Genomic DNA, 19,726 nt, shown 5'->3' with positions numbered 1-19,726 from the left:
TGAATCATGAGTTTGCTCAGTATCGGGATGTCAGGACTCAATGCCGCTCAAGGCTCGTTGTCGGTCTTGAGTAACAACATTGCCAACGTCAATACCCCGGGATACTCGCGCCAGCAGACCACCCAGAATGCCAGCGCCAGCAACCAGTATGGCGGCGTGTTTATCGGCAGTGGTACAACGCTTGCGGATGTGCGCCGCATTTATAACGACTTCTTGGGCGCTGCCTACCAGAGCAGCACCGCTCTTAACAGCGATGCCAACGCCTACGCGGGCCAGGCCGCCGCCATCGACAAGACCCTGTCGGACAAGTCCACGGGTATGTCGGCCGTGCTCAGCGCGTTTTTTGCCTCTTTGCAGAACGCCGCGGCCACGCCCAGCGACGTGTCCGCGCGGCAGTTGCTGATCACCAACGCCCAAACGTTGAGCAACCGCTTCAACGCGATTTCCACGCAGTTGACCCAGCAGAAAGAAAGCATCAACGGTCAGTTGCAGACCATGAGTGACCAGGTCAACAAACTGACTTCGTCGATTGCCTCGCTCAACAGCCAAATTGCCACGGCCCAGGGTTCTTCGACCAGTGCGCCGGCCAACCTGCTGGATGCGCGCAATGAGGCGGTGCGTTCGCTCAATGAGCTGATCGGCGTGACGGCCACCGAAAAGAACGGCCAGTTCAGCATCACCACCGGCACCGGCCAATCGCTGGTAGAAGGCAGCGTTGCCAATACCATTTCGGCGGTGCCGAGCAAGAACGACAACAGCCAGTACACCATTCAGCTGAACATGGGCGACACGCCGATGGACATCGGCAATGTGGTCAGTGGCGGCAGCATTGGCGGCCTGTTGCGTTATCGCAGTGATGCGCTGATGCCCGCCATCAACGACCTGGGACGCATCGCCATTGCCACGGCCGACAGCGTTAACAGCCAGTTGGGCCAGGGCCTGGACCTGAACAGCGATTTTGGCTCCTCGCTGTTTGGCGACATCAACAGCGCTGCGGCGATTTCCCAGCGTAGCCAGGCGGCCGCCGGTAACAGTGCAGGCTCGGGCAACCTGAACGTGACGATTGCCGACAGCAGCAAGCTGTCGACCTTCGACTACAAGGTGACCTTCACCAGCGGCAATCAATACAACGTGGTGCGCTCCGACGGCAAAGCCATGGGCTCGTTCGACACCACCACCACGCCACCGCCGGTGATTGACGGCTTCACCCTGGCCTTGAACGGCAAGGGACCGGTGGCGGCCGGCGACAGCTTCAAGGTCAGCCCGACGGCCAATGGCGCCAGCGGCATCAGTGTCGACCTCAAAGACCCGAACAAACTCGCCTTCGCCGCGCCCTTGGCCGGCAATGCCAGCAAGACCAATACCGGCACCGGTACGTTCACCCAGCCGACCTTGACCGTGCCGATCGATATCGACGGCGGCGCCGCGACTGCGCAATTGCGAACCGGGATCGAAAACTCGATGCCGGTGAAAATGGTGTTCGGCAAGCCGGCGGCGGACGGCACCCAGTCCTATGCGATCAGTGATGCCCAGGGCAACCCGATCGGCACCGGCACCATCATTCCGGGCCAGGGCAACAAGATCAGTGTGAACGTGCCGATGCGTGATGCCGGCGGTGCGTTGATCCCCGGCAAAAGCTTCAGCTTTGACACCACCGTGTCCGGTTCGCCGGCCAACGGCGACAGCACCACCTTTTCGTTCAACAGCGGCGCCACCTCCGATGGCCGTAACGCCCAGGAACTGCTGGGGTTGCAGACCAAGGCCACGGTGGGTGCGGTGGACGGGAATGCGGGTGTCAGCCTGGTCAGTGCCAACAGCCGGCTGGTGTCCCAGGTTGGCTCCAAGGCCGCCCAGGCCAACACCGACAGCACCGCCACCGGCGCCTTGCTGGCGGCGAACAAGGCGGCCAGCAACTCGGTGTCCCAGGTCAACCTGGATGAGGAAGCGGGCGACATGATCAAGTTCCAGCAGTACTACACCGCGTCGTCGCAGATCATCAAGGCTGCGCAGGAAACCTTCAGCACACTGATCAACGCCCTTTAAAGGAGTCTGGAACGATGCGTATCTCTACACAGCAGTATTTCGACACCAGCTCCAGCAAGTATCAGGACAACTATTCGGGTGTGGTGAAGGCCCAGGACCAGGCGAGTTCCGGTGTGCGTGTGCAAACCGCGTCCGATGACCCGGTGGCTGCTGCCCAATTGCTGATGTTGCAGCAGCAGAAAGACATGCTGGGGCAGTACAACGGCAACATTACGACTTTGCAGAACTCGCTGAATAATGAAGAAAGCGTGCTTGCCAGCATCAGCCTGGCTATGCAAACCGCCAGCGGTCTGGCGTTGCAGGCCGGTAACCTTAAGCTCAGCAATGATGATCGCAAGGCGATTGCCGCCCAGGTCGGTGCGCTTGAGGACCATGTGTTGGGCCTGCTCAACTCCAAGGATTCCAGTGGCAACTACATGTTCTCTGGGGCCAAGACCGATACGCCGCCCTACAGTCGCAATAACGATGGTACCTACACTTATCAGGGCGACGAAACACCGCTGAGCCTGCAGGTCTCGAGCAACCTGACGGTCGCCATGGGTGATACCGGCAAGACCCTGCTGGAGAGCTCCTCCAATACCGGTCGCACGCAGACCTCGATTTTGCCACCGGCTGTGAATGACGGCAAAGTCGCGATCTCGGCAGGCCTGGTCACGTCCGGCACCGCGTACACCAAGAGTTTTGCCGACGGCCAGCCGTATAAGCTGACCTTCGCCAGCAGCACCCAGTACAGCGTGACCGACAAGGACGGCAATGACGTTACCTCGGAGATCACCGGTAACGGCACCTTTGATGCCACCAAGGAAGGCGCTTCCAGCGTTAACCTGCGCGGCGTGAAGTTCGATATCAGCCTGAACCTGGGGCCGGATGTTGCCACGGGTGCGCCGTCTGATGCGTTGGTGGCGGGCAAGGCGTTTACGCTGGAAAGCAAGCCGGACACCTTCAGCAGTTCGCGTACGGCGAGCAATCCGTCCACGGCGCAGCTGACCGGTGGCCGCGTCACGGATCAGGCGGCCTACGCCAGTACCTTTCCCAACTCGGGGGCGGTGATCAAGTTCACCAGCGGCAATGCCTACGAGGTTTATGCCCAGCCCTATACGGCCGACAGCAAATCGATTGCCACAGGTACCATGGCCACCGGCGCGACATCGATCACCGCCGCCGGGGTAACTTTCGATGTAAGCGGTACGCCGGGGGCCGGTGATCAGTTTTCGCTCAGTGCCACCAGCAACAAGAACATGAACGCCCTGGATACCTTGGGCCAGCTGCGCAAGGCGCTGGAGACCCCGGCCGATGGCGACCCGGTGGCTATGAACAAGCTCAAGGATGTGCTTAACACCACCATCGGCAACCTGTCGAATGCCGACGCACAGATCAACCAGGTGCGCGGCTCCATCGGTGCGCGCCAGAATGCCCTGGATATCCAAGGCCAGGAAAACACCAGCCTGGGCCTGGCCAACACATCGACCATGTCCTCATTGGCCAACGTCGATATGGGGCAGGCCGCCATTGACCTGACCTTGCAGCAAACCATGCTGCAAGCCTCGCAACTGGCCTTTGTGAAAATCTCCCAGTTGAGCCTGTTCAGCCGCATGTAATCGGCAGTCCTACACACGGCCCACCCTGGCAACAGGGTGGGCCGTTGTCGTTTCTGGTGCCGTGAATGTTGCCGGGTTTTGCATAAAGCGCACAAAATTGAGTGACCTGTGAGTCATAAAGGGCATCTTCACTGTATCGTGTGAAAAGGATAAGTCGCTTGCGAGTCTTTACGCGGCGGCTTTCAGCGATATTTTCATGGGGTTATCCCCTTTATTGTCAGCGCTCCCGGCCAAGCCCGAGGGGTGTTATCCAGCTATTTAGTATTGGGAAGCCACAATGATTGGCATAAAAAGCATCGCCAGTTACGTGCCGGCAGACGGGGTTGATAACTACGCCCAGGGCGCCAAATTCGCCAAGGATGAAGATTTCATCATCGGCAAGATCGGTTCGGCGTTCCTGCCGCGCAAGGATGCTGCGCAGGAAACCTCTGATCTGTGTGTCGAGGCAGTCAACGCCTTGTTTGCGGCCAACCCGGATTTGAAGCGCGAATCCATCGACGCGCTAATCGTTGTGACGCAAAACGGCGACGAAGAGGGTTTGCCCCACACCGCCGCCATCGTCCAGGACAAGCTGGGCCTGCCCACCCACGTGGCTGCGTTTGATATTTCCCTGGGCTGCTCGGGCTACGTCTACGGCATCTATGCGATGAAGGGCTTCATGGAAGCCACCGGCCTGAAAAATGGCCTGTTGATCACCGCCGACCCGTATTCGAAGATCGTCGACCCGGAAGATCGCAACACCACCATGCTGTTCGGCGATGCCGCCACCGCCACCTGGATGGGTGAAGACGCGCCGTGGTTGCTGGGCAAGTCCAAGTTCGGCACCGACGGTTCCGGCGCGCCGCATTTGAAGGTAAGTGATGGCGTGTTTTTCATGAACGGCCGCCAGGTGTTCAACTTTGCCTTGCTCAAGGTGCCGGCACATTTGCACGAGCTGCTCAATGAGTCGGACCTCAAAGCTGACGAAATCGACGCATTCTGCATCCACCAGGGCAGTGCGGCGATTGTCGACGCGGTTGCCCGGCGTTTCGAAGAGGCCCCGGTAGAGAAGTTCATCAAGGACATGGTCGAGACCGGCAACACCGTGTCGTCGAGCATTCCGTTGCTGCTGGAAAAGCACATGATGGACGCCGACTGGAAGCGCGTTGCCATCAGCGGTTTCGGCGTGGGCCTGTCGTGGGGCTCGGCGATTCTCTATCGCCCGTAACGCTCTAATAGGCTGCGCACAAAAACGCCCAGGCTCAAAAAGCCTGGGCGTTTTTTATTGTGGCGAGCGGGCTTGCCCCGCGTTGGGCTGCGCAGCAGCCCCAAGATGTCAGCGGCCCATGAATTCAGGACTTTTCAGCCGCTTTAAGCCCTTGAATTACAAAGGGTGGCCCCGTGCTAGTAAAAAAAATCAAAAAAGTCCTCAAGCAACCTGCTTTCACGACGATAACTATTACGAAGGTTCTCTAGGCCACACCCGGCGGTTGCCAGGGCCGGAAGCCGCAGTACACCACCCACGAGGATTTCGTCATGGCTTTAACAGTAAACACCAACCTTGCTTCGTTGACCGTTCAGAACAACCTGAACAAGGCTTCCGGCGCCCTGCAAACCTCCATGCAGCGTCTGTCCTCCGGCCTGCGTATCAACAGCGCCAAAGACGATGCGGCCGGCCTGCAAATCTCCAACCGTCTGACCAGCCAGATCAACGGCCTGGGCGTTGCAATCAAAAACGCCAACGACGGCAGCTCGATTGCTCAGACCGCTGAAGGCGCAATGCAGCAGTCCACCAACATCCTGCAAAGCATGCGTACCCTGGCACTGCAATCCGCTAACGGCTCGCCAAGCGCTGAAGACCGTAAGTCGAACCAGGCTCAATACGCAGCCCTGACTGCTGAATTGACCCGTATCGCTACCACCACCACCTTCGGTGGCAAGAACCTGCTGGACGGTTCTTTCGGTACTACGTCGTTCCAGGTCGGCGCCAACGCCAACCAGACCATCGACATGAGCATCGGTAACGTTGCAGCCAACAACATTGGTTCGCAGCAGCTGAAAAGCCAAGGCGTTGCTCCAAGTGCAACAGGCGTTGCCGGCGGCGCAATCACCGTTACCGGTGGTGGCCAGTCCAAGGCCCTGACCATCGCTGCCGGCGCTTCCGCCAAGCAGATCGCTGCTCAGATGAACGGCGCTGTAGGCGGCCTGGCTGCTACTGCCAGCACCACTGCACAGTTCACCGTTGACGCCACTGCCATTGCTGCTGCTACTCCGGCCAGCGCCAACTTCACCCTGCAAGTGGGCAGCGGTACTGCAGTGCAGTTCACTGGTGTGACCAGCACTTCCGACCTGGCTGACCAACTGAAGTCCAACGCTGCCAAGCTGGGCATCAGCGTCAACTACGATTCGACCACCCAAGCCTTGTCGGTCAAGTCCGACACCGGTGAGAACCTGACCTTCAACGCTGGTGACGCCGGTGCTATCGCAGGTGTCAAGGTTGCTACCCTGGACGGTACTGGTACCGCCGGTACTGCCGTTGCTCTGGCTAACACCGCGATCATCGCTACTGGTGCTGTTTCCCTGAACTCCTCCAGCAGCTACTCGCTGAGCGGTGCAGGTGTGACCGGTCTGTTCGCAGCCGCTGGTACTGCTGCCAACTCCACCAAAACCACCGTTAACAACACTGACATCACCACTGCTGCCAACGCACAGAACTCGATCGACGTGATCACTCAAGCGATCTCCGACATCGACTCCCAGCGTGCCGGCCTGGGTGCTGTTCAGAACCGTTTCGACAACACCGTTGCCAACCTGCAGAGCATTGCCGACAACTCCAGCGCCGCTCGCGGTCAGATCCAGGACGTTGACTACGCTGCTGAAACTGCTCAGCTGACCAAGCAACAAACCCTGCAACAGGCTTCCACTGCGATCCTGTCCCAGGCCAACCAACTGCCATCCGCTGTACTGAAGCTGCTTCAGTAATAGCCATCGGCAGATGAATGACGGAAGGGCGCGTTTACGTGCCCTTTCGTCTTTTGCGTGATGAGGAGATTGGACATGGACATGAGTGTGAAGCTGAACCTGTCTTATCCGGCAGTGGCGCCGCAGAGCGCGCCTGCCCCCGTGAACAACGGCCTGCAGAAAACCAAGGTAGACCCCGCGCTGGCCACGGTTCAACCCCAGCAAGACTCGAAACCGTCCGACCTCGAACAGGCCGTTACGGATATTCGCAACTTCGTTCAGGCTGCCCAGCGCAACCTGGAATTTTCCATCGATGACTCCACCCATCAGGTGGTGGTCAAGGTGATTGCAACCGACAGTGGCGAAGTCATTCGTCAGATCCCGTCGGAAACTGCATTGAAACTCGCACAAAGCCTTCACGACGCCAGCAACGTGTTGTTTGACGCGAAAGTCTGAGCTGGCATGAATTTTGTTGCTGTAGCTGCTTGAGGCGTCGTCCGTCAATAAAGCGCCAGCCCCGATCAGGAGAAGTGTCATGGGTGATATCACGGTAAGCGGCCCGGTTACGGGGATTAATACCGAGTCGATCGTTACGGCCTTGGTGAACGCTGAACAAGCGCCCAAGCAGTCGCAGATCAACAAACAGACGCAGACGCAGACCGCCCAACTGTCCTCGATCGGCAAGATTCAAGCGGCATTGGATGCGTTTCGTGGCGCCATGGACAACATGGCCAAGGACGCCAGTATTGGTGGCCTGACGGCGACCACCTCGGATGCCAACGTGTCCACGGTCACTTTGGGCGCTGGTGCTTCGGCCGGCAGTTATCAGCTGGTGGTCAACCAGTTGGCGACTGCCTCGAAGATCGCTACCCAAAATTACCCAGGTGGGGCCAAGACTGTCGTCAATGCCGGCACTGCCGCTACGACCCTGGAAATTTCCCAGTCTGGTCAGAGTTACGGGGTGAGTGTTCCACCGGGCGCAACCTTGCAGCAGGTGCGTGACTCGATCAACGCGCAGTACAGCAGCGCGGGTCTGAGTGCCAACATCCTGACTGACTCCACCGGTTCACGTCTGGTCGTGACCTCGACCAATACCGGCGCTGGTACCGACATTACCTTGGGCGGTAACTCTGGCCTGCAAGCTGGGGCCGCGGTGGTGGGTGACCCACCGCAAAACGCGAAGTACACCATTGACGGTACTTCACAAGAGTCCAAGAGCAATACCCTGACTGAAGCAATCAGTGGTGTGAGCATCAAGCTGACGGCTGTGTCGCCGTTGCCAACTGGTGTCACCGACCCGTCCAAGCGTATCGCCTCGACCATCACGGTCACCCGCAGCAACGACACCCTCAAAAGTTCGGTTAAAGGCTTCGTCGACACTTATAACGCCTTGATGACCGCGATCGGCACCGAAACCAAAGTCACCACCAATGCCGATGGCTCGACCACGCCTTCTGCGCTGACTGGCGATGCCACCATGCGCTCCCTGCAGCAGGCGCTGCGTAGCGAGCTGAACGCGTTGGGTGGCTCGGGCACGTTGAAGTCCCTGGCTCAATTTGGTGTGAACACCGATCAGACCACCGGCAAGCTGAGCATTGACGACAAAATCTTCAGCGCGGCCGTCGCCACCAACCCCACCGATATCGGCGGTATCTTCAACGGTGACAAAGGCCTGCTCGCCCGCATGAAAACCGCGACCGACAGCTTTGCCCTGAGCAACACCGGTGTACTGGCTACCCGTTCGACCACGCTGTCGAACAACCTCAAGGACCTGCAAAACCAGCAGGACACCCTGACCGCGCGTATGGCTGCCCTCAAGACCAGCCTGACCGCCAAGTACACCACCATGAACAACCTGGTCGCCCAGCTCACCAGCCAGCGCTCCAGTGTCATGACCACGCTCAACGCGCTGAACAAGTCGAATTCGGACAGTTGATTCCGGCTGGCGCCGCCCGGTGCTCCTGCACCGGGCACGGCCTTGAGCAGATCGCCGGATTAAAGTTTTTTGTCATCCCGTCGACATATTAGTCAGAGCCCATCCTAATTTAGCTGTTGCCTGTCACGAGGTAGAAACATGAATCCCATGAGAGCCCTTCGCCAATACCAGAAGGTCAATTCCCATGCCCAGGTCTCCGAAGCCAGCCCACACCGTCTGGTGCAGATGCTGATGGAAGGCGCGCTGGACCGCATGGCTCAGGCCAAGGGCGCCATGGCTCGTGGTGATATCGCGCAGAAGGGTTTGCTGCTGGGCAAGGCGATCGACATCCTGATCGGCCTGCGTGATGGCCTGAACCCGGAAAAAACCGATGATCCGGCCGCGTTGCAGCAACTCGATAACCTGTATGCCTACATGACCACGCGTTTGCTTGAAGCCAACAGCAAGAGCGATGTCAGCATGATCGATGAAGTAGCCGGCCTGATGATTACGCTCAAGGAAGGCTGGGACGGTATTGCAACACTGTAGGCCTTTGGCCTGAGGATGATGTCATGAGCCACGCCCTGCAACGGATTGACGAGACCCGCGAAGCCTTGGTCGACGCATTGGCGCAACGTAACTGGGACGCCATCGGCGAACTGGACATGGGGTGCCGCGCGGTCATCGACGAGGCGCTCAATAACGCGCCGGTGGACGAGGATGCGCTGCGGGAGAAGCTGGAGAGTTTGCTGGCGGTGTATCAGCAGTTGCTGGAGGTGACGACCGGCGAGCGCCAGGCGATTTTCGAAGAGATGTCGCAGATCAACCGCGCGCAAAGTGCGTCAAAGGTTTACCATCTGTTCGGCTGAACTGGCTCAGTTAATCCGAACAGCGCGTCATATATTTGACTGTGCTCGTATTTTTGACTTAACTAGTGCTGTTTTCAGATTTCAGGCGTCAGTAAGGTATGAAGTCCTACAGGCGTCTCGATTGCCCTCACTCTGGGGCAGGAAGTTTTACTAGGGAAGTTGCTATTGCATGTGGCGTGAAACCAAAATTCTGCTGATTGATGACGATAGCGTCCGCCGCCGCGATTTAGCGGTGATTTTAAATTTTCTCGGTGAAGAAAATTTACCCTGCGGCAGCCATGACTGGCAGCAGGCGGTCAGCTCTTTGTCGTCGAGCCGTGAAGTTATCTGTGTGCTGATCGGGACGGTAAATGCTCCTGGCGCCATTTTGGGCCTGTTAAAGACACTGTCGACCTGGGATGAGTTCCTTCCGGTGTTGCTGATGGGCGATATTTCTTCCGTGGACCTGCCGGAAGACCAGCGCCGCCGCGTGCTTTCAACCCTGGAAATGCCGCCCAGCTACAGCAAATTGCTCGATTCGCTGCACCGTGCCCAGGTCTATCGCGAGATGTACGACCAGGCCCGCGAGCGCGGCCGTCACCGTGAACCCAACCTGTTCCGCAGCCTCGTCGGCACCAGCCGTGCGATCCAGCACGTGCGCCAGATGATGCAGCAAGTCGCCGACACCGACGCCAGCGTGCTGATCCTTGGCGAATCCGGCACCGGCAAGGAAGTGGTCGCCCGCAACCTGCACTACCACTCCAAGCGCCGCGACGGGCCTTTCGTGCCGGTCAACTGCGGGGCGATCCCGGCAGAGCTGCTCGAAAGCGAACTGTTCGGCCACGAGAAGGGCGCCTTTACCGGGGCGATCACCAGCCGTGCCGGGCGTTTTGAGCTAGCCAACGGCGGCACCTTGTTCCTCGACGAAATCGGCGACATGCCGCTGCCGATGCAGGTCAAGCTGTTGCGCGTGTTGCAGGAGCGCACCTTCGAGCGCGTGGGTAGCAACAAGACCCAGAGCGTCGACGTGCGCATCATCGCGGCCACCCACAAGAACCTCGAAAGCATGATCGAGGTCGGCAGCTTCCGCGAAGACCTGTACTACCGCCTCAACGTATTCCCCATCGAGATGGCCCCGCTGCGCGAACGCGTGGAAGACATCCCGTTGCTGATGAACGAGTTGATCTCGCGCATGGAGCACGAAAAGCGCGGTTCGATCCGCTTCAACTCCGCCGCGATCATGTCCCTGTGCCGCCACGGCTGGCCGGGCAACGTGCGTGAGCTGGCCAACCTGGTGGAGCGCATGGCGATCATGCACCCCTACGGTGTGATCGGCGTGGTCGAGTTGCCGAAGAAATTTCGCTACGTCGACGACGAAGACGAGCAACTGGTCGACAGCCTGCGCACCGACCTCGAAGAGCGCGTGGCCATCAACGGCCACACGCCGGACTTCGGCTCCACCGCCATGCTGCCGCCCGAAGGCCTGGACTTGAAGGACTACCTCGGTAGCCTCGAACAAGGCCTGATCCAGCAGGCGCTGGACGATGCCAACGGCATTGTCGCCCGTGCCGCCGAGCGCTTGCGTATCCGTCGAACCACCTTGGTTGAGAAGATGCGCAAGTACGGTATGAGCCGCCGGGAAGGGGATGAACAGGCGGATGATTGACGCCTGTTTTTTAAGCTACTGAAATATCAGTAGTTTTTTTTCGGCACGGGTATTGCTATAGCCCTCGCAACGTTCCGTTTAACTGACGGTCAGCCAAGCGAGAGAGCATGATGCCCCACGCCGCCCAACTTTCTACAGCCCCTGCTATCCCGGGGCTCGTTCCGTCTGCAGAGCCGCTTACCCGGCAGGGTCTTGAGCAGGCGTTCTCGCAGTTCAGCCAGATGTCGAGCCAACTGACTGACTCTTACAGCTTGCTGGAGGCGCGGGTTTCCGAGCTTAAAGGCGAACTGGCGGTGGTCAGTGCCCAGCGCATGCAAGAGCTGGCCGAGAAAGAGCGCCTGGCCAACCGTCTGCAAAACCTGCTGTCGCTGCTGCCCGGTGGCGTGATCGTCATTGATGATCAGGGCCGCGTGCGTGAAGCCAACCCGGCTGCCGTCGACATGCTCGGCCTGCCGCTGGAAGGCGAGTTATGGCGGGAAGTCATCGCCCGTTGCTTCGCCCCCCGTGAAGACGACGGCCACGAAATCTCCCTCAAGGACGGCCGCCGTCTGTCCATCGCCACCCGTTCCCTGGACGCCGAGCCTGGCCAACTGGTGCTGCTCAACGACCTGACGGAAACCCGTCACCTGCAAGACCAACTGGCGCGCCATGAGCGCTTGTCGTCGTTGGGGCGGATGGTTGCTTCTTTGGCGCATCAGATCCGCACGCCGTTGTCGGCGGCGCTGATCTACGCCAGTCATTTGACTGATGAGCAATTGCCGGCCGCCACCCACCAACGTTTTGCTGGCCGCCTTAAAGAGCGCCTGCATGAGTTGGAGCACCAGGTGCGCGACATGCTGGTGTTTGCCCGCGGCGAATTGCCGCTGACCGACCGCGTTACGCCGGCTATGTTGATGCAGTCGCTGCAAGCGGCGGCGGCCACCCATATCCAGGACGCCCAGGTGCGTTGGCAGTGCGACAGCCACCAGGGCGAGTTGCTGTGCAACCGCGACACCCTGGTCGGCGCTTTGCTCAACCTGATCGAAAACGCCACCCAGGCAAGCCTGCCCGGGGCGCGGCTCAAGGTGCACCTGTACACCCGCGAGCAAACCCTGCGCCTGTGTATCAGCGACAGCGGCAGCGGCATTGAGCCGTGTGTGCTGCAACGCCTGGGCGAACCGTTTTTTACCACCAAGACCAACGGCACCGGCCTCGGCCTGACCGTGGTCAAGGCCGTGGCGCGTGCGCATCAGGGAGAATTGCAGCTGCACTCCCGGTTGGGGCGTGGCACCTGTGCATTGATGACCTTGCCGCTGTTTTCCAGCACGGTAAGCGCGGAGTAAAAGGACTATGGCTATCAAGGTTTTATTGGTCGAAGACGATCGTGCCCTGCGTGAAGCATTGGCTGACACGCTGCTGTTGGCGGGCCATGACTACCGGGCGGTCGGTTCTGCCGAGGAAGCCTTGGAGGCGGTCGAGCAGGAGTCTTTCAGCCTGGTGGTCAGTGACGTCAACATGCCCGGCATGGACGGCCACCAGTTGCTCGGCCTGCTGCGCGCGCGCCAGCCACAACTGCCGGTGTTGCTGATGACCGCCCATGGCGCCGTGGAGCGGGCGGTGGACGCCATGCGCCAGGGCGCGGCGGATTACCTGGTCAAACCCTTTGAACCCAAAGCCCTGATCGAGCTGGTTGCCCGGCATGCACTCGGCGTTGTTTCGAATGCTGAAGGCGAAGGCCCTATTGCCTTTGAGCCGGCCAGCGCACAGTTGCTGGAACTGGCAGCGCGTGTGGCGCGTAGCGATTCCACCGTGCTGATCTCCGGCGAGTCCGGCACCGGTAAAGAAGTGCTGGCGCGGTATATCCACCAGCAATCGAGCCGCGCCAAACAACCCTTTATCGCGATCAACTGTGCGGCCATCCCCGACAACATGCTTGAAGCCACCTTGTTCGGCCATGAAAAAGGCTCGTTCACCGGCGCCATCGCGGCCCAGGCCGGCAAGTTCGAACAGGCCGACGGCGGCACCATCCTGCTCGACGAAATCTCGGAAATGCCCCTGGGCCTGCAAGCCAAGCTGCTGCGGGTATTGCAGGAGCGTGAGGTTGAGCGTGTGGGCGCACGCAAGCCGATCCAGCTGGATATCCGCGTGGTTGCCACCACCAACCGCGACCTCGCGGGCGAAGTGGCGGCGGGGCGCTTTCGTGAAGACCTGTTCTACCGGCTATCCGTATTCCCGCTGGCCTGGCGCCCGTTGCGCGAGCGCCCGGCGGATATCATCCCGCTGGCCGAGCGCCTGCTGAACAACCACGTCAAAAAAATGAAGCACGCCCAGGCGCGGTTGTCGGCTGAGGCCCAGGCTTGCCTGATCAGCTACCCATGGCCCGGCAACGTGCGCGAATTGGACAACGCCATCCAGCGCGCGCTGATTTTGCAGCAGGGCGGCTTGATCCAGCCGCAAGACTTCTGCCTGGCCATGGGCAATGGCAGCGCGCCGTTGCCGAGCCTGGCGCCCGCACCTGTGGCGGCTGCCGAAACCGAGTCCGGCGGTGCCCTGGGCGACGACCTGCGCCGCCGCGAATTCCAGATGATCATCGACACCTTGCGTGCCGAGCGCGGCCGCCGCAAAGAGGCCGCTGAGCGCCTGGGCATCAGCCCGCGCACCCTGCGCTACAAGCTGGCGCAGATGCGCGACGCCGGGATGGACGTGGAAGCCTACCTTTTCGCCACCTGAAAAATTCTTGGGCTGACAGGGTTTGTCGCCTTTTCTTACGAATTGCCACGGAGCTGGCACCCTTGTTGCTACCACCCGTAGTAACCGCTGCGTAGTGTCAAAAAATTGCGGGTCGTCGGAGAGAGAAGGTCATGAGCCAGGGTATTGAGTTCAATCGGTTGATGTTGGATATGCGCTCCATGCAAATGGATGCCATGGCTCAACCGAAATCCGTCGCGCCAGCGCCGGAATTGGGCCAAAGCAGTTTTGCCGACATGCTCGGTCAGGCAATCAACAAAGTCAGCGACACCCAGCAAGCCTCCAGTCAGTTGGCCACCGCCTTCGAGATCGGCAAGAGCGGCGTGGACCTCACCGATGTGATGGTCGCCTCGCAAAAGGCCAGCGTTTCCTTTCAAGCCTTGACCCAAGTGCGTAACAAGCTGGTTCAGGCTTATCAAGACATCATGCAGATGCCGGTTTAAGGACGAGATTTAAGTCATGGCAGAAGCAGTCTCCGACAACGTACCCGCCAAGGCAGACGGCAAGCCGCCGCTGTTTGGCCTGTCGTTCCTGGAAAACCTCTCGGAAATGACCATGCTGCGTCAGGTGGGCCTGATGGTCGGCCTGGCCGCCAGTGTGGCGATTGGTTTTGCCGTGGTGTTGTGGTCGCAACAACCTGATTACCGCCCGCTGTACGGCAGCCTGGCCGGCATGGATTCCAAGCAGATCATGGAAACCCTGGCCGCCGCCGACATCGCCTACACCGTGGAGCCCAACTCCGGCGCCTTGCTGGTCAAGGCTGATGACGTGGCCCGTGCGCGCATGAAGCTGGCTGCAGCCGGCGTAACGCCGTCTGACAGCAATATCGGTTTTGAAATCCTCGACAAGGACCAGGGCCTGGGCACCAGCCAGTTCATGGAAGCCACCCGTTATCGGCGTGGCCTGGAAGGCGAGCTGGCGCGCACCATCAGCAGCCTGAACAACGTCAAGGGCGCCCGCGTGCACCTGGCGATCCCGAAAAGCTCGGTGTTCGTGCGTGACGAACGCAAGCCCAGTGCTTCGGTGTTGGTTGAACTGTTTTCCGGCCGCTCCCTGGAGCCTGGCCAGGTACTGGCGATCATCAACCTGGTGGCCACCAGCGTTCCCGAATTGAGCAAGTCGCAAATCACCGTGGTCGACCAGAAGGGCAACCTGCTGTCCGACCAGGCCGAGAACTCCGCGCTGACCCAGGCCGGCAAGCAGTTCGACTACAGCCGTCGCATGGAAAGCATGCTGACCCAGCGCGTGCACAACATCCTGCAACCGGTGTTGGGCAACGATCGCTACAAGGCTGAAGTGTCCGCCGACGTGGATTTCAGCGCGGTCGAGTCGACCTCCGAACAGTTCAACCCCGACCAACCGGCGCTGCGCAGCGAGCAGTCCACCAGCGAACAACGCACCGCCAGCAATGGCCCGCAAGGTGTGCCGGGTGCCCTGAGCAACCAGCCACCGGCTCCGGCGACTGCACCACAAACCACCGGTGGCGCGGCCGCTACGGCTGGCGCGATCCAGCCAGGGCAGCCATTGTTGGACGCCAACGGCCAGCAGATCATGGACCCGGCCACCGGCCAGCCGATGCTCGCGCCGTACCCGGCGGACAAGCGTAACCAGTCGACCAAGAACTTCGAACTCGACCGTTCCATCAGCCACACCAAGCAGCAGCAGGGCAAGATCAATCGCCTGTCGGTGTCGGTGGTGGTCGATGATCAGGTCAAGGTCAACCCGGCTGACGGCGCCGTCACCCGTGCGCCGTGGAGCACTGATGAATTGGCCCGTTTCACGCGCCTGGTGCAGGACGCCGTCGGCTTCGACGCCAGCCGGGGTGACAGCGTCAGCGTGATCAACATGCCGTTCTCCGCCGAGCGCGCCGAAGTGATCGCCGACCCTGCGTTCTACACGCAGCCGTGGTTCTGGGACATCGTTAAACAAGTGCTGGGTGTGTTGTTCATTCTGGTGCTGGTGTTCGGCGTGCTGCGTCCGGTGCTCAACAACATCACCGGCAACGGCAAGAAACAGCTGGCCTTGGCCGGTGGCGACGTCGAGTTGGGTGGCATGGGCGGCCTGGACGGCGAACTGGCCAACGACCGCGTCAGCCTCGGCGGCCCGCAAAGCATCCTGTTGCCAAGCCCGAGCGAAGGCTATGACGCTCAGTTGAACGCAATCAAGAGTCTGGTAGCAGAAGACCCGGGCCGTGTGGCCCAGGTCGTGAAAGAGTGGATCAACGCAGATGAGTGATAATCGAGCCGCTGTTGCCAAGCTCACCAAGGTCGACAAAGCCGCAGTCCTGCTGCTGTCCCTGGGTGAAACCGACGCTGCCCAAGTGCTGCGCCACATGGGGCCTAAAGAGGTCCAGCGCGTGGGCGTGGCCATGGCGCAGATGCGCAATGTGCACCGCGAGCAAGTCGAGCAGGTGATGAGTGAGTTCGTCGAGATCGTCGGCGACCAGACCAGCCTGGGCGTTGGCTCCGACAGCTATATCCGCAAGATGCTCACCTCGGCACTCGGCGAAGACAAGGCCAACGGCCTGATCGACCGCATCCTGCTGGGTGGCAACACCAGTGGCCTGGACAGCCTCAAGTGGATGGAGCCGCGCGCGGTGGCCGACGTGATCCGCTACGAGCACCCGCAGATCCAGGCCATCGTCGTCGCTTACCTCGACCCGGACCAGGCCGGTGAAGTGCTCGGCCACTTCGACCATAAAGTACGCCTGGATATCATCCTGCGCGTGTCGTCGCTGAACACCGTGCAGCCGGCGGCCCTGAAAGAACTCAACACGATTCTGGAGAAGCAGTTCTCTGGCAACTCGAACGCTTCGCGCACCACCTTGGGCGGCATCAAGCGTGCGGCCGACATCATGAACTTCCTCGACAGCTCGGTCGAAGGCCAGTTGATGGACTCGATCCGCGAGATCGACGACACCCTGTCCGGCCAGATCGAAGACCTCATGTTCGTGTTCAACAACCTCTCCGATGTCGATGACCGTGGCATCCAGGCGTTGCTGCGCGAAGTCTCCTCCGACGTGCTGGTGCTGGCCCTCAAAGGCTCGGACGAAAACGTCAAAGAGAAGATTTTCAAGAACATGTCCAAGCGTGCGTCCGAGCTGTTGCGCGACGACCTCGAAGCCAAAGGCCCGGTGCGCGTCAGCGACGTCGAAACCGCGCAGAAAGAAATCCTCACCATTGCCCGCCGTATGGCCGAAGCCGGAGAAATCGTTCTCGGTGGGAAGGGCGGCGAAGAAATGATCTAAGGCGCGTCCCATGTCGAACAAAGATGAGACGCCCAGCGATCTGATTCGCGCGCGGGATGTCGGCGGGTTCGACATCTGGTCGCTGCCCAGCTTCGATCCACATGTGCCGGAACCTGAGCCCGAGCCGTTGGTTGAAACGCCGGTAGAGATGGAAGAAGTGCCACTGGATGAAGTCCAGCCACTGACCCTTGAAGAGTTGGAAGCCATCCGCCAGGAAGCCTACAACGAAGGCTTTGCGGCCGGCGAAAAAGACGGCTTTCGCAGCACTACCCTCAAAGTACGCCAGGAAGCCGAAGAGGCGCTCGGCGTCAAACTCGCCAGCCTTGAGCGGCTGATGGGTACGCTGTTCGACCCGATTGCCGAGCAGGACTCGCAGATCGAAAAAGCCATGGTCGGCCTGGTCGAGCACATTGCCCGGCAAGTCATCCAGCGCGAGCTGGTGCTCGATTCCAGCCATATCGAAAGCGTCATGCGCGAAGCCCTCAAGCTGCTGCCGTTGGGCGTGGGCAATGTGCGCCTGTACATCAACCCGCAGGATTTCGAACAGGTCAAAGCCCTGCGCGAGCGCCATGAAGAAACCTGGCGCATCGTCGAGGACGCGGCGTTGTTGCCCGGTGGTTGCCGCGTGGAAACCGAACACAGCCGCATCGATGCCACGGTGGAAACCCGCATCAGCCAGATCATGGCCAAGCTGTTGGATCAGGTGCATGAGCAGGTGTTGAACCCCGCCGAACCTGACCTGAGCGTTGATCTGGACGCCACCGATGCGCCTTGATCGCACCAGCTTCGCCAAGCGCCTGGGTGGCTACGCCGAGGTCACGGAGTTGCCCGGCCAGCCGATCCTCGAAGGGCGCCTGCTGCGCATGGTCGGCCTGACCCTCGAAGCCGAAGGCCTGCGCGCCGCCATGGGCAGCCGCTGCCTGGTGATCAACGACGACAGCTACCACCCGGTGCAGGTCGAAGCCGAGGTGATGGGCTTTTCCGGCAGCAAGATTTTCCTCATGCCGGTCGGCAGCCTGGCGGGCATCGCCCCTGGCGCCCGCGTGGTGCCGTTGGCCGACACCGGCCGCCTGCCGATGGGCATGAGCATGCTCGGCCGCGTGCTCGATGGCGCCGGCCGCGCACTCGACGGCAAGGGCGGCATGAAGGCCGAAGACTGGGTGCCGATGGACGGCCCGACCATCAACCCGCTCAACCGCAACCCCATTAGTGTGCCGCTGGACGTGGGCATTCGCAGCATCAACGGTTTATTGACGGTCGGTCGCGGCCAGCGTCTGGGCCTGTTTGCCGGTACCGGCGTGGGTAAGTCGGTGTTGCTGGGCATGATGACGCGCTTTACCGAGGCCGACATTATTGTGGTCGGGCTGATCGGCGAGCGCGGCCGTGAAGTGAAAGAGTTCATCGAGCACAGCCTCGGTGAAGAAGGTCTCAAACGCTCGGTGGTGGTCGCGTCGCCTGCGGACGATGCGCCGCTGATGCGCCTGCGCGCCGCCATGTACTGCACGCGTATCGCCGAATATTTTCGCGACAAGGGCAAGAACGTCCTGTTGCTGATGGACTCGCTCACACGTTTCGCCCAGGCCCAGCGGGAAATCGCCTTGGCCATCGGCGAACCGCCCGCCACCAAAGGCTACCCGCCTTCAGTGTTCGCCAAGCTGCCCAAGCTGGTGGAGCGCGCCGGTAATGCCGAGGCTGGTGGTGGTTCGATCACCGCGTTCTACACCGTGTTGTCCGAAGGCGATGACCAGCAAGACCCGATTGCCGACTCGGCGCGGGGCGTGCTCGATGGCCACATCGTGCTGTCGCGGCGCCTGGCCGAGGAAGGGCACTACCCGGCCATCGACATCGAAGCCTCGATCAGCCGGGTGATGCCGGCGGTGGTCACCGCGGAGCACATGGCCCGTGCGCAGCACTTCAAACAACTGTGGTCGCGCTACCAGCAGAGCCGCGACCTGATCAGCGTCGGCGCCTACGTGGCCGGTGGTGATCGCGAAACCGACCTGGCCATCGCGCTGCAACCGCAACTGGTGAGCTACCTGCGCCAGGGGCTCAACGACAAGATCAGCATGGGCGAAAGCGAAGCTCACCTGGGCTCGATCTTCGCTCCGGCGCCGGGCGGTTAAGCCATGGCCAGCACCCGTTCTTCACGCCTGGCCCCAGTGGTGGACATGGCCGAAAAGGCCGAAAAAACCGCCGTGCAACGCCTGGGTTACTTCCAGGGTCAGGTGCGCCTGGCGGAAAGCAAGCTGGGCGACCTGGAGCGCTTTCGCGGCGAATATCAGCAGCAGTGGATCGAGCGTGGCAGTAAGGGTGTGTCCGGACAGTGGTTGATGGGCTACCAGGGCTTTCTTAACCAGCTTGAGACGGCTGTGGGCCAGCAGCGCCAGAGCCTGGCCTGGCATCAGAACAATCTCGATAAGGCCCGTGAGGCTTGGCAAGCGGCGTTCGCTCGGGTCGAAGGCTTGCGCAAGCTGGTGCAGCGTTATATCGACGAAGCGCGGGCGATTGAGGACAAGCGTGAGCAGAAGCTGCTCGATGAGCTATCACAGCGACTTCCACGGCAGTCACAGTACTAACAGTTTCCACTTGCCTACTGTGGGAGCTGGCTTGCCTGCGATAGCATCACCGCTGTATCACTGATACACCTCGTCGCCTGCATCGCAGGCAAGCCAGCTCCCACATTGAGTGCTCGGTGTTGCCCAGATCCGGTTCAGCTGCTAAACCTTGTTGCACATTGCAATG

At 60.5% G+C, this 19,726-nt stretch carries 17 protein-coding genes; all 17 read left to right on the top strand.

Annotated features, from left to right (window positions below; all coding sequences use genetic code 11):
- Positions 1-6 precede the first annotated feature (6 nt).
- The 17 genes from flgK to fliJ all read left to right on the top strand — a co-directional run bounded on the left by flgK (position 7) and on the right by fliJ (position 19,560).
- The gene (gene flgK, locus GIW28_RS07260) at positions 7-2,043 is read left to right on the top strand and encodes a flagellar hook-associated protein FlgK (protein ID WP_017134926.1); all 2,037 of its coding nucleotides are present in this window, start codon (positions 7-9) and stop codon (positions 2,041-2,043) included.
- A gap of 14 nt (positions 2,044-2,057) precedes the next feature.
- The gene (locus tag GIW28_RS07255) at positions 2,058-3,641 is read left to right on the top strand and encodes a flagellar hook-associated protein 3 (protein WP_017134927.1); all 1,584 of its coding nucleotides are present in this window, start codon (positions 2,058-2,060) and stop codon (positions 3,639-3,641) included.
- A 277-nt stretch (positions 3,642-3,918) separates the two neighbouring features.
- A complete protein-coding gene (locus tag GIW28_RS07250) occupies positions 3,919-4,848 on the top strand; it encodes a ketoacyl-ACP synthase III (protein ID WP_017134928.1) in 930 nt (309 codons plus the stop codon).
- Between the two features lie 308 nt (positions 4,849-5,156).
- On the top strand, positions 5,157-6,602 hold the full coding sequence (locus GIW28_RS07245; RefSeq protein ID WP_017134929.1) for a flagellin N-terminal helical domain-containing protein: 1,446 nt from the start codon (positions 5,157-5,159) through the stop codon (positions 6,600-6,602).
- A 75-nt stretch (positions 6,603-6,677) separates the two neighbouring features.
- Positions 6,678-7,037, top strand: coding sequence for a flagellar protein FlaG (locus GIW28_RS07240; protein ID WP_017134930.1), 360 nt, complete (start codon positions 6,678-6,680; stop codon positions 7,035-7,037).
- 79 nt (positions 7,038-7,116) lie between these two features.
- Complete coding sequence (gene fliD, locus GIW28_RS07235; protein WP_017134931.1) at positions 7,117-8,517, top strand: flagellar filament capping protein FliD; 1,401 nt, start codon at positions 7,117-7,119, stop codon at positions 8,515-8,517.
- A 138-nt stretch (positions 8,518-8,655) separates the two neighbouring features.
- Positions 8,656-9,045, top strand: a complete 390-nt coding sequence (gene fliS, locus GIW28_RS07230) for a flagellar export chaperone FliS (RefSeq protein ID WP_017134932.1) — start codon at positions 8,656-8,658, stop codon at positions 9,043-9,045.
- A gap of 23 nt (positions 9,046-9,068) precedes the next feature.
- Positions 9,069-9,365, top strand: coding sequence for a flagellar protein FliT (gene fliT, locus GIW28_RS07225; RefSeq protein WP_017134933.1), 297 nt, complete (start codon positions 9,069-9,071; stop codon positions 9,363-9,365).
- Positions 9,366-9,534: 169 nt separating this feature from the next.
- Positions 9,535-11,010, top strand: coding sequence for a sigma-54 dependent transcriptional regulator (locus GIW28_RS07220; RefSeq protein WP_017134934.1), 1,476 nt, complete (start codon positions 9,535-9,537; stop codon positions 11,008-11,010).
- 110 nt (positions 11,011-11,120) lie between these two features.
- Entirely contained in the window at positions 11,121-12,332 is a 1,212-nt protein-coding gene (locus GIW28_RS07215) for a sensor histidine kinase (RefSeq protein WP_026013516.1), read from the top strand.
- A gap of 7 nt (positions 12,333-12,339) precedes the next feature.
- On the top strand, positions 12,340-13,719 hold the full coding sequence (locus tag GIW28_RS07210; protein ID WP_099548873.1) for a sigma-54-dependent transcriptional regulator: 1,380 nt from the start codon (positions 12,340-12,342) through the stop codon (positions 13,717-13,719).
- Between the two features lie 131 nt (positions 13,720-13,850).
- Positions 13,851-14,180: a flagellar hook-basal body complex protein FliE gene (gene fliE / locus GIW28_RS07205; protein ID WP_017134937.1), complete on the top strand. Its 330-nt coding sequence runs from the start codon at positions 13,851-13,853 to the stop codon at positions 14,178-14,180.
- Positions 14,181-14,196: 16 nt separating this feature from the next.
- Complete coding sequence (fliF, locus tag GIW28_RS07200) at positions 14,197-15,972, top strand: flagellar basal-body MS-ring/collar protein FliF (protein WP_017134938.1); 1,776 nt, start codon at positions 14,197-14,199, stop codon at positions 15,970-15,972.
- Positions 15,965-16,984: a flagellar motor switch protein FliG gene (gene fliG, locus GIW28_RS07195; protein ID WP_010208743.1), complete on the top strand. Its 1,020-nt coding sequence runs from the start codon at positions 15,965-15,967 to the stop codon at positions 16,982-16,984. The genes fliF and fliG overlap by 8 nt, the downstream gene beginning before the upstream one ends.
- Before the next feature lie 10 nt (positions 16,985-16,994).
- On the top strand, positions 16,995-17,759 hold the full coding sequence (gene fliH, locus GIW28_RS07190) for a flagellar assembly protein FliH (RefSeq protein ID WP_170040635.1): 765 nt from the start codon (positions 16,995-16,997) through the stop codon (positions 17,757-17,759).
- On the top strand, positions 17,749-19,107 hold the full coding sequence (gene fliI / locus GIW28_RS07185; RefSeq protein ID WP_065929750.1) for a flagellar protein export ATPase FliI: 1,359 nt from the start codon (positions 17,749-17,751) through the stop codon (positions 19,105-19,107). The genes fliH and fliI overlap by 11 nt, the downstream gene beginning before the upstream one ends.
- Positions 19,108-19,110: 3 nt before the next feature.
- Positions 19,111-19,560 (top strand): flagellar export protein FliJ, encoded by a 450-nt coding sequence (gene fliJ / locus GIW28_RS07180; protein WP_058422167.1) that lies wholly within the window; start codon positions 19,111-19,113, stop codon positions 19,558-19,560.
- Positions 19,561-19,726: the final 166 nt, after the last annotated feature.

This window comes from Pseudomonas sp. PA-5-4B (assembly GCF_021606215.1).
In the GTDB taxonomy this organism is placed as follows: domain Bacteria; phylum Pseudomonadota; class Gammaproteobacteria; order Pseudomonadales; family Pseudomonadaceae; genus Aquipseudomonas; species Aquipseudomonas edaphica.
The sequence above is the reverse complement of the archived record's forward strand: the minus strand, read 5'-3'. Positions and strand labels throughout refer to the sequence as shown.

Bases quoted from the DNA above. Each gene is read 5' to 3' on its own strand.
- flgK (WP_017134926.1), top strand. From the start codon at position 7: ATGAGTTTGCTCAGTATCGGGATGTCAGGACTCAATGCCGCTCAAGGC.
- GIW28_RS07255 (WP_017134927.1), top strand. From the start codon at position 2,058: ATGCGTATCTCTACACAGCAGTATTTCGACACCAGCTCCAGCAAGTAT.
- GIW28_RS07250 (WP_017134928.1), top strand. From the start codon at position 3,919: ATGATTGGCATAAAAAGCATCGCCAGTTACGTGCCGGCAGACGGGGTT.
- GIW28_RS07245 (WP_017134929.1), top strand. From the start codon at position 5,157: ATGGCTTTAACAGTAAACACCAACCTTGCTTCGTTGACCGTTCAGAAC.
- GIW28_RS07240 (WP_017134930.1), top strand. From the start codon at position 6,678: ATGGACATGAGTGTGAAGCTGAACCTGTCTTATCCGGCAGTGGCGCCG.
- fliD (WP_017134931.1), top strand. From the start codon at position 7,117: ATGGGTGATATCACGGTAAGCGGCCCGGTTACGGGGATTAATACCGAG.
- fliS (WP_017134932.1), top strand. From the start codon at position 8,656: ATGAATCCCATGAGAGCCCTTCGCCAATACCAGAAGGTCAATTCCCAT.
- fliT (WP_017134933.1), top strand. From the start codon at position 9,069: ATGAGCCACGCCCTGCAACGGATTGACGAGACCCGCGAAGCCTTGGTC.
- GIW28_RS07220 (WP_017134934.1), top strand. From the start codon at position 9,535: ATGTGGCGTGAAACCAAAATTCTGCTGATTGATGACGATAGCGTCCGC.
- GIW28_RS07215 (WP_026013516.1), top strand. From the start codon at position 11,121: ATGCCCCACGCCGCCCAACTTTCTACAGCCCCTGCTATCCCGGGGCTC.
- GIW28_RS07210 (WP_099548873.1), top strand. From the start codon at position 12,340: ATGGCTATCAAGGTTTTATTGGTCGAAGACGATCGTGCCCTGCGTGAA.
- fliE (WP_017134937.1), top strand. From the start codon at position 13,851: ATGAGCCAGGGTATTGAGTTCAATCGGTTGATGTTGGATATGCGCTCC.
- fliF (WP_017134938.1), top strand. From the start codon at position 14,197: ATGGCAGAAGCAGTCTCCGACAACGTACCCGCCAAGGCAGACGGCAAG.
- fliG (WP_010208743.1), top strand. From the start codon at position 15,965: ATGAGTGATAATCGAGCCGCTGTTGCCAAGCTCACCAAGGTCGACAAA.
- fliH (WP_170040635.1), top strand. From the start codon at position 16,995: ATGTCGAACAAAGATGAGACGCCCAGCGATCTGATTCGCGCGCGGGAT.
- fliI (WP_065929750.1), top strand. From the start codon at position 17,749: ATGCGCCTTGATCGCACCAGCTTCGCCAAGCGCCTGGGTGGCTACGCC.
- fliJ (WP_058422167.1), top strand. From the start codon at position 19,111: ATGGCCAGCACCCGTTCTTCACGCCTGGCCCCAGTGGTGGACATGGCC.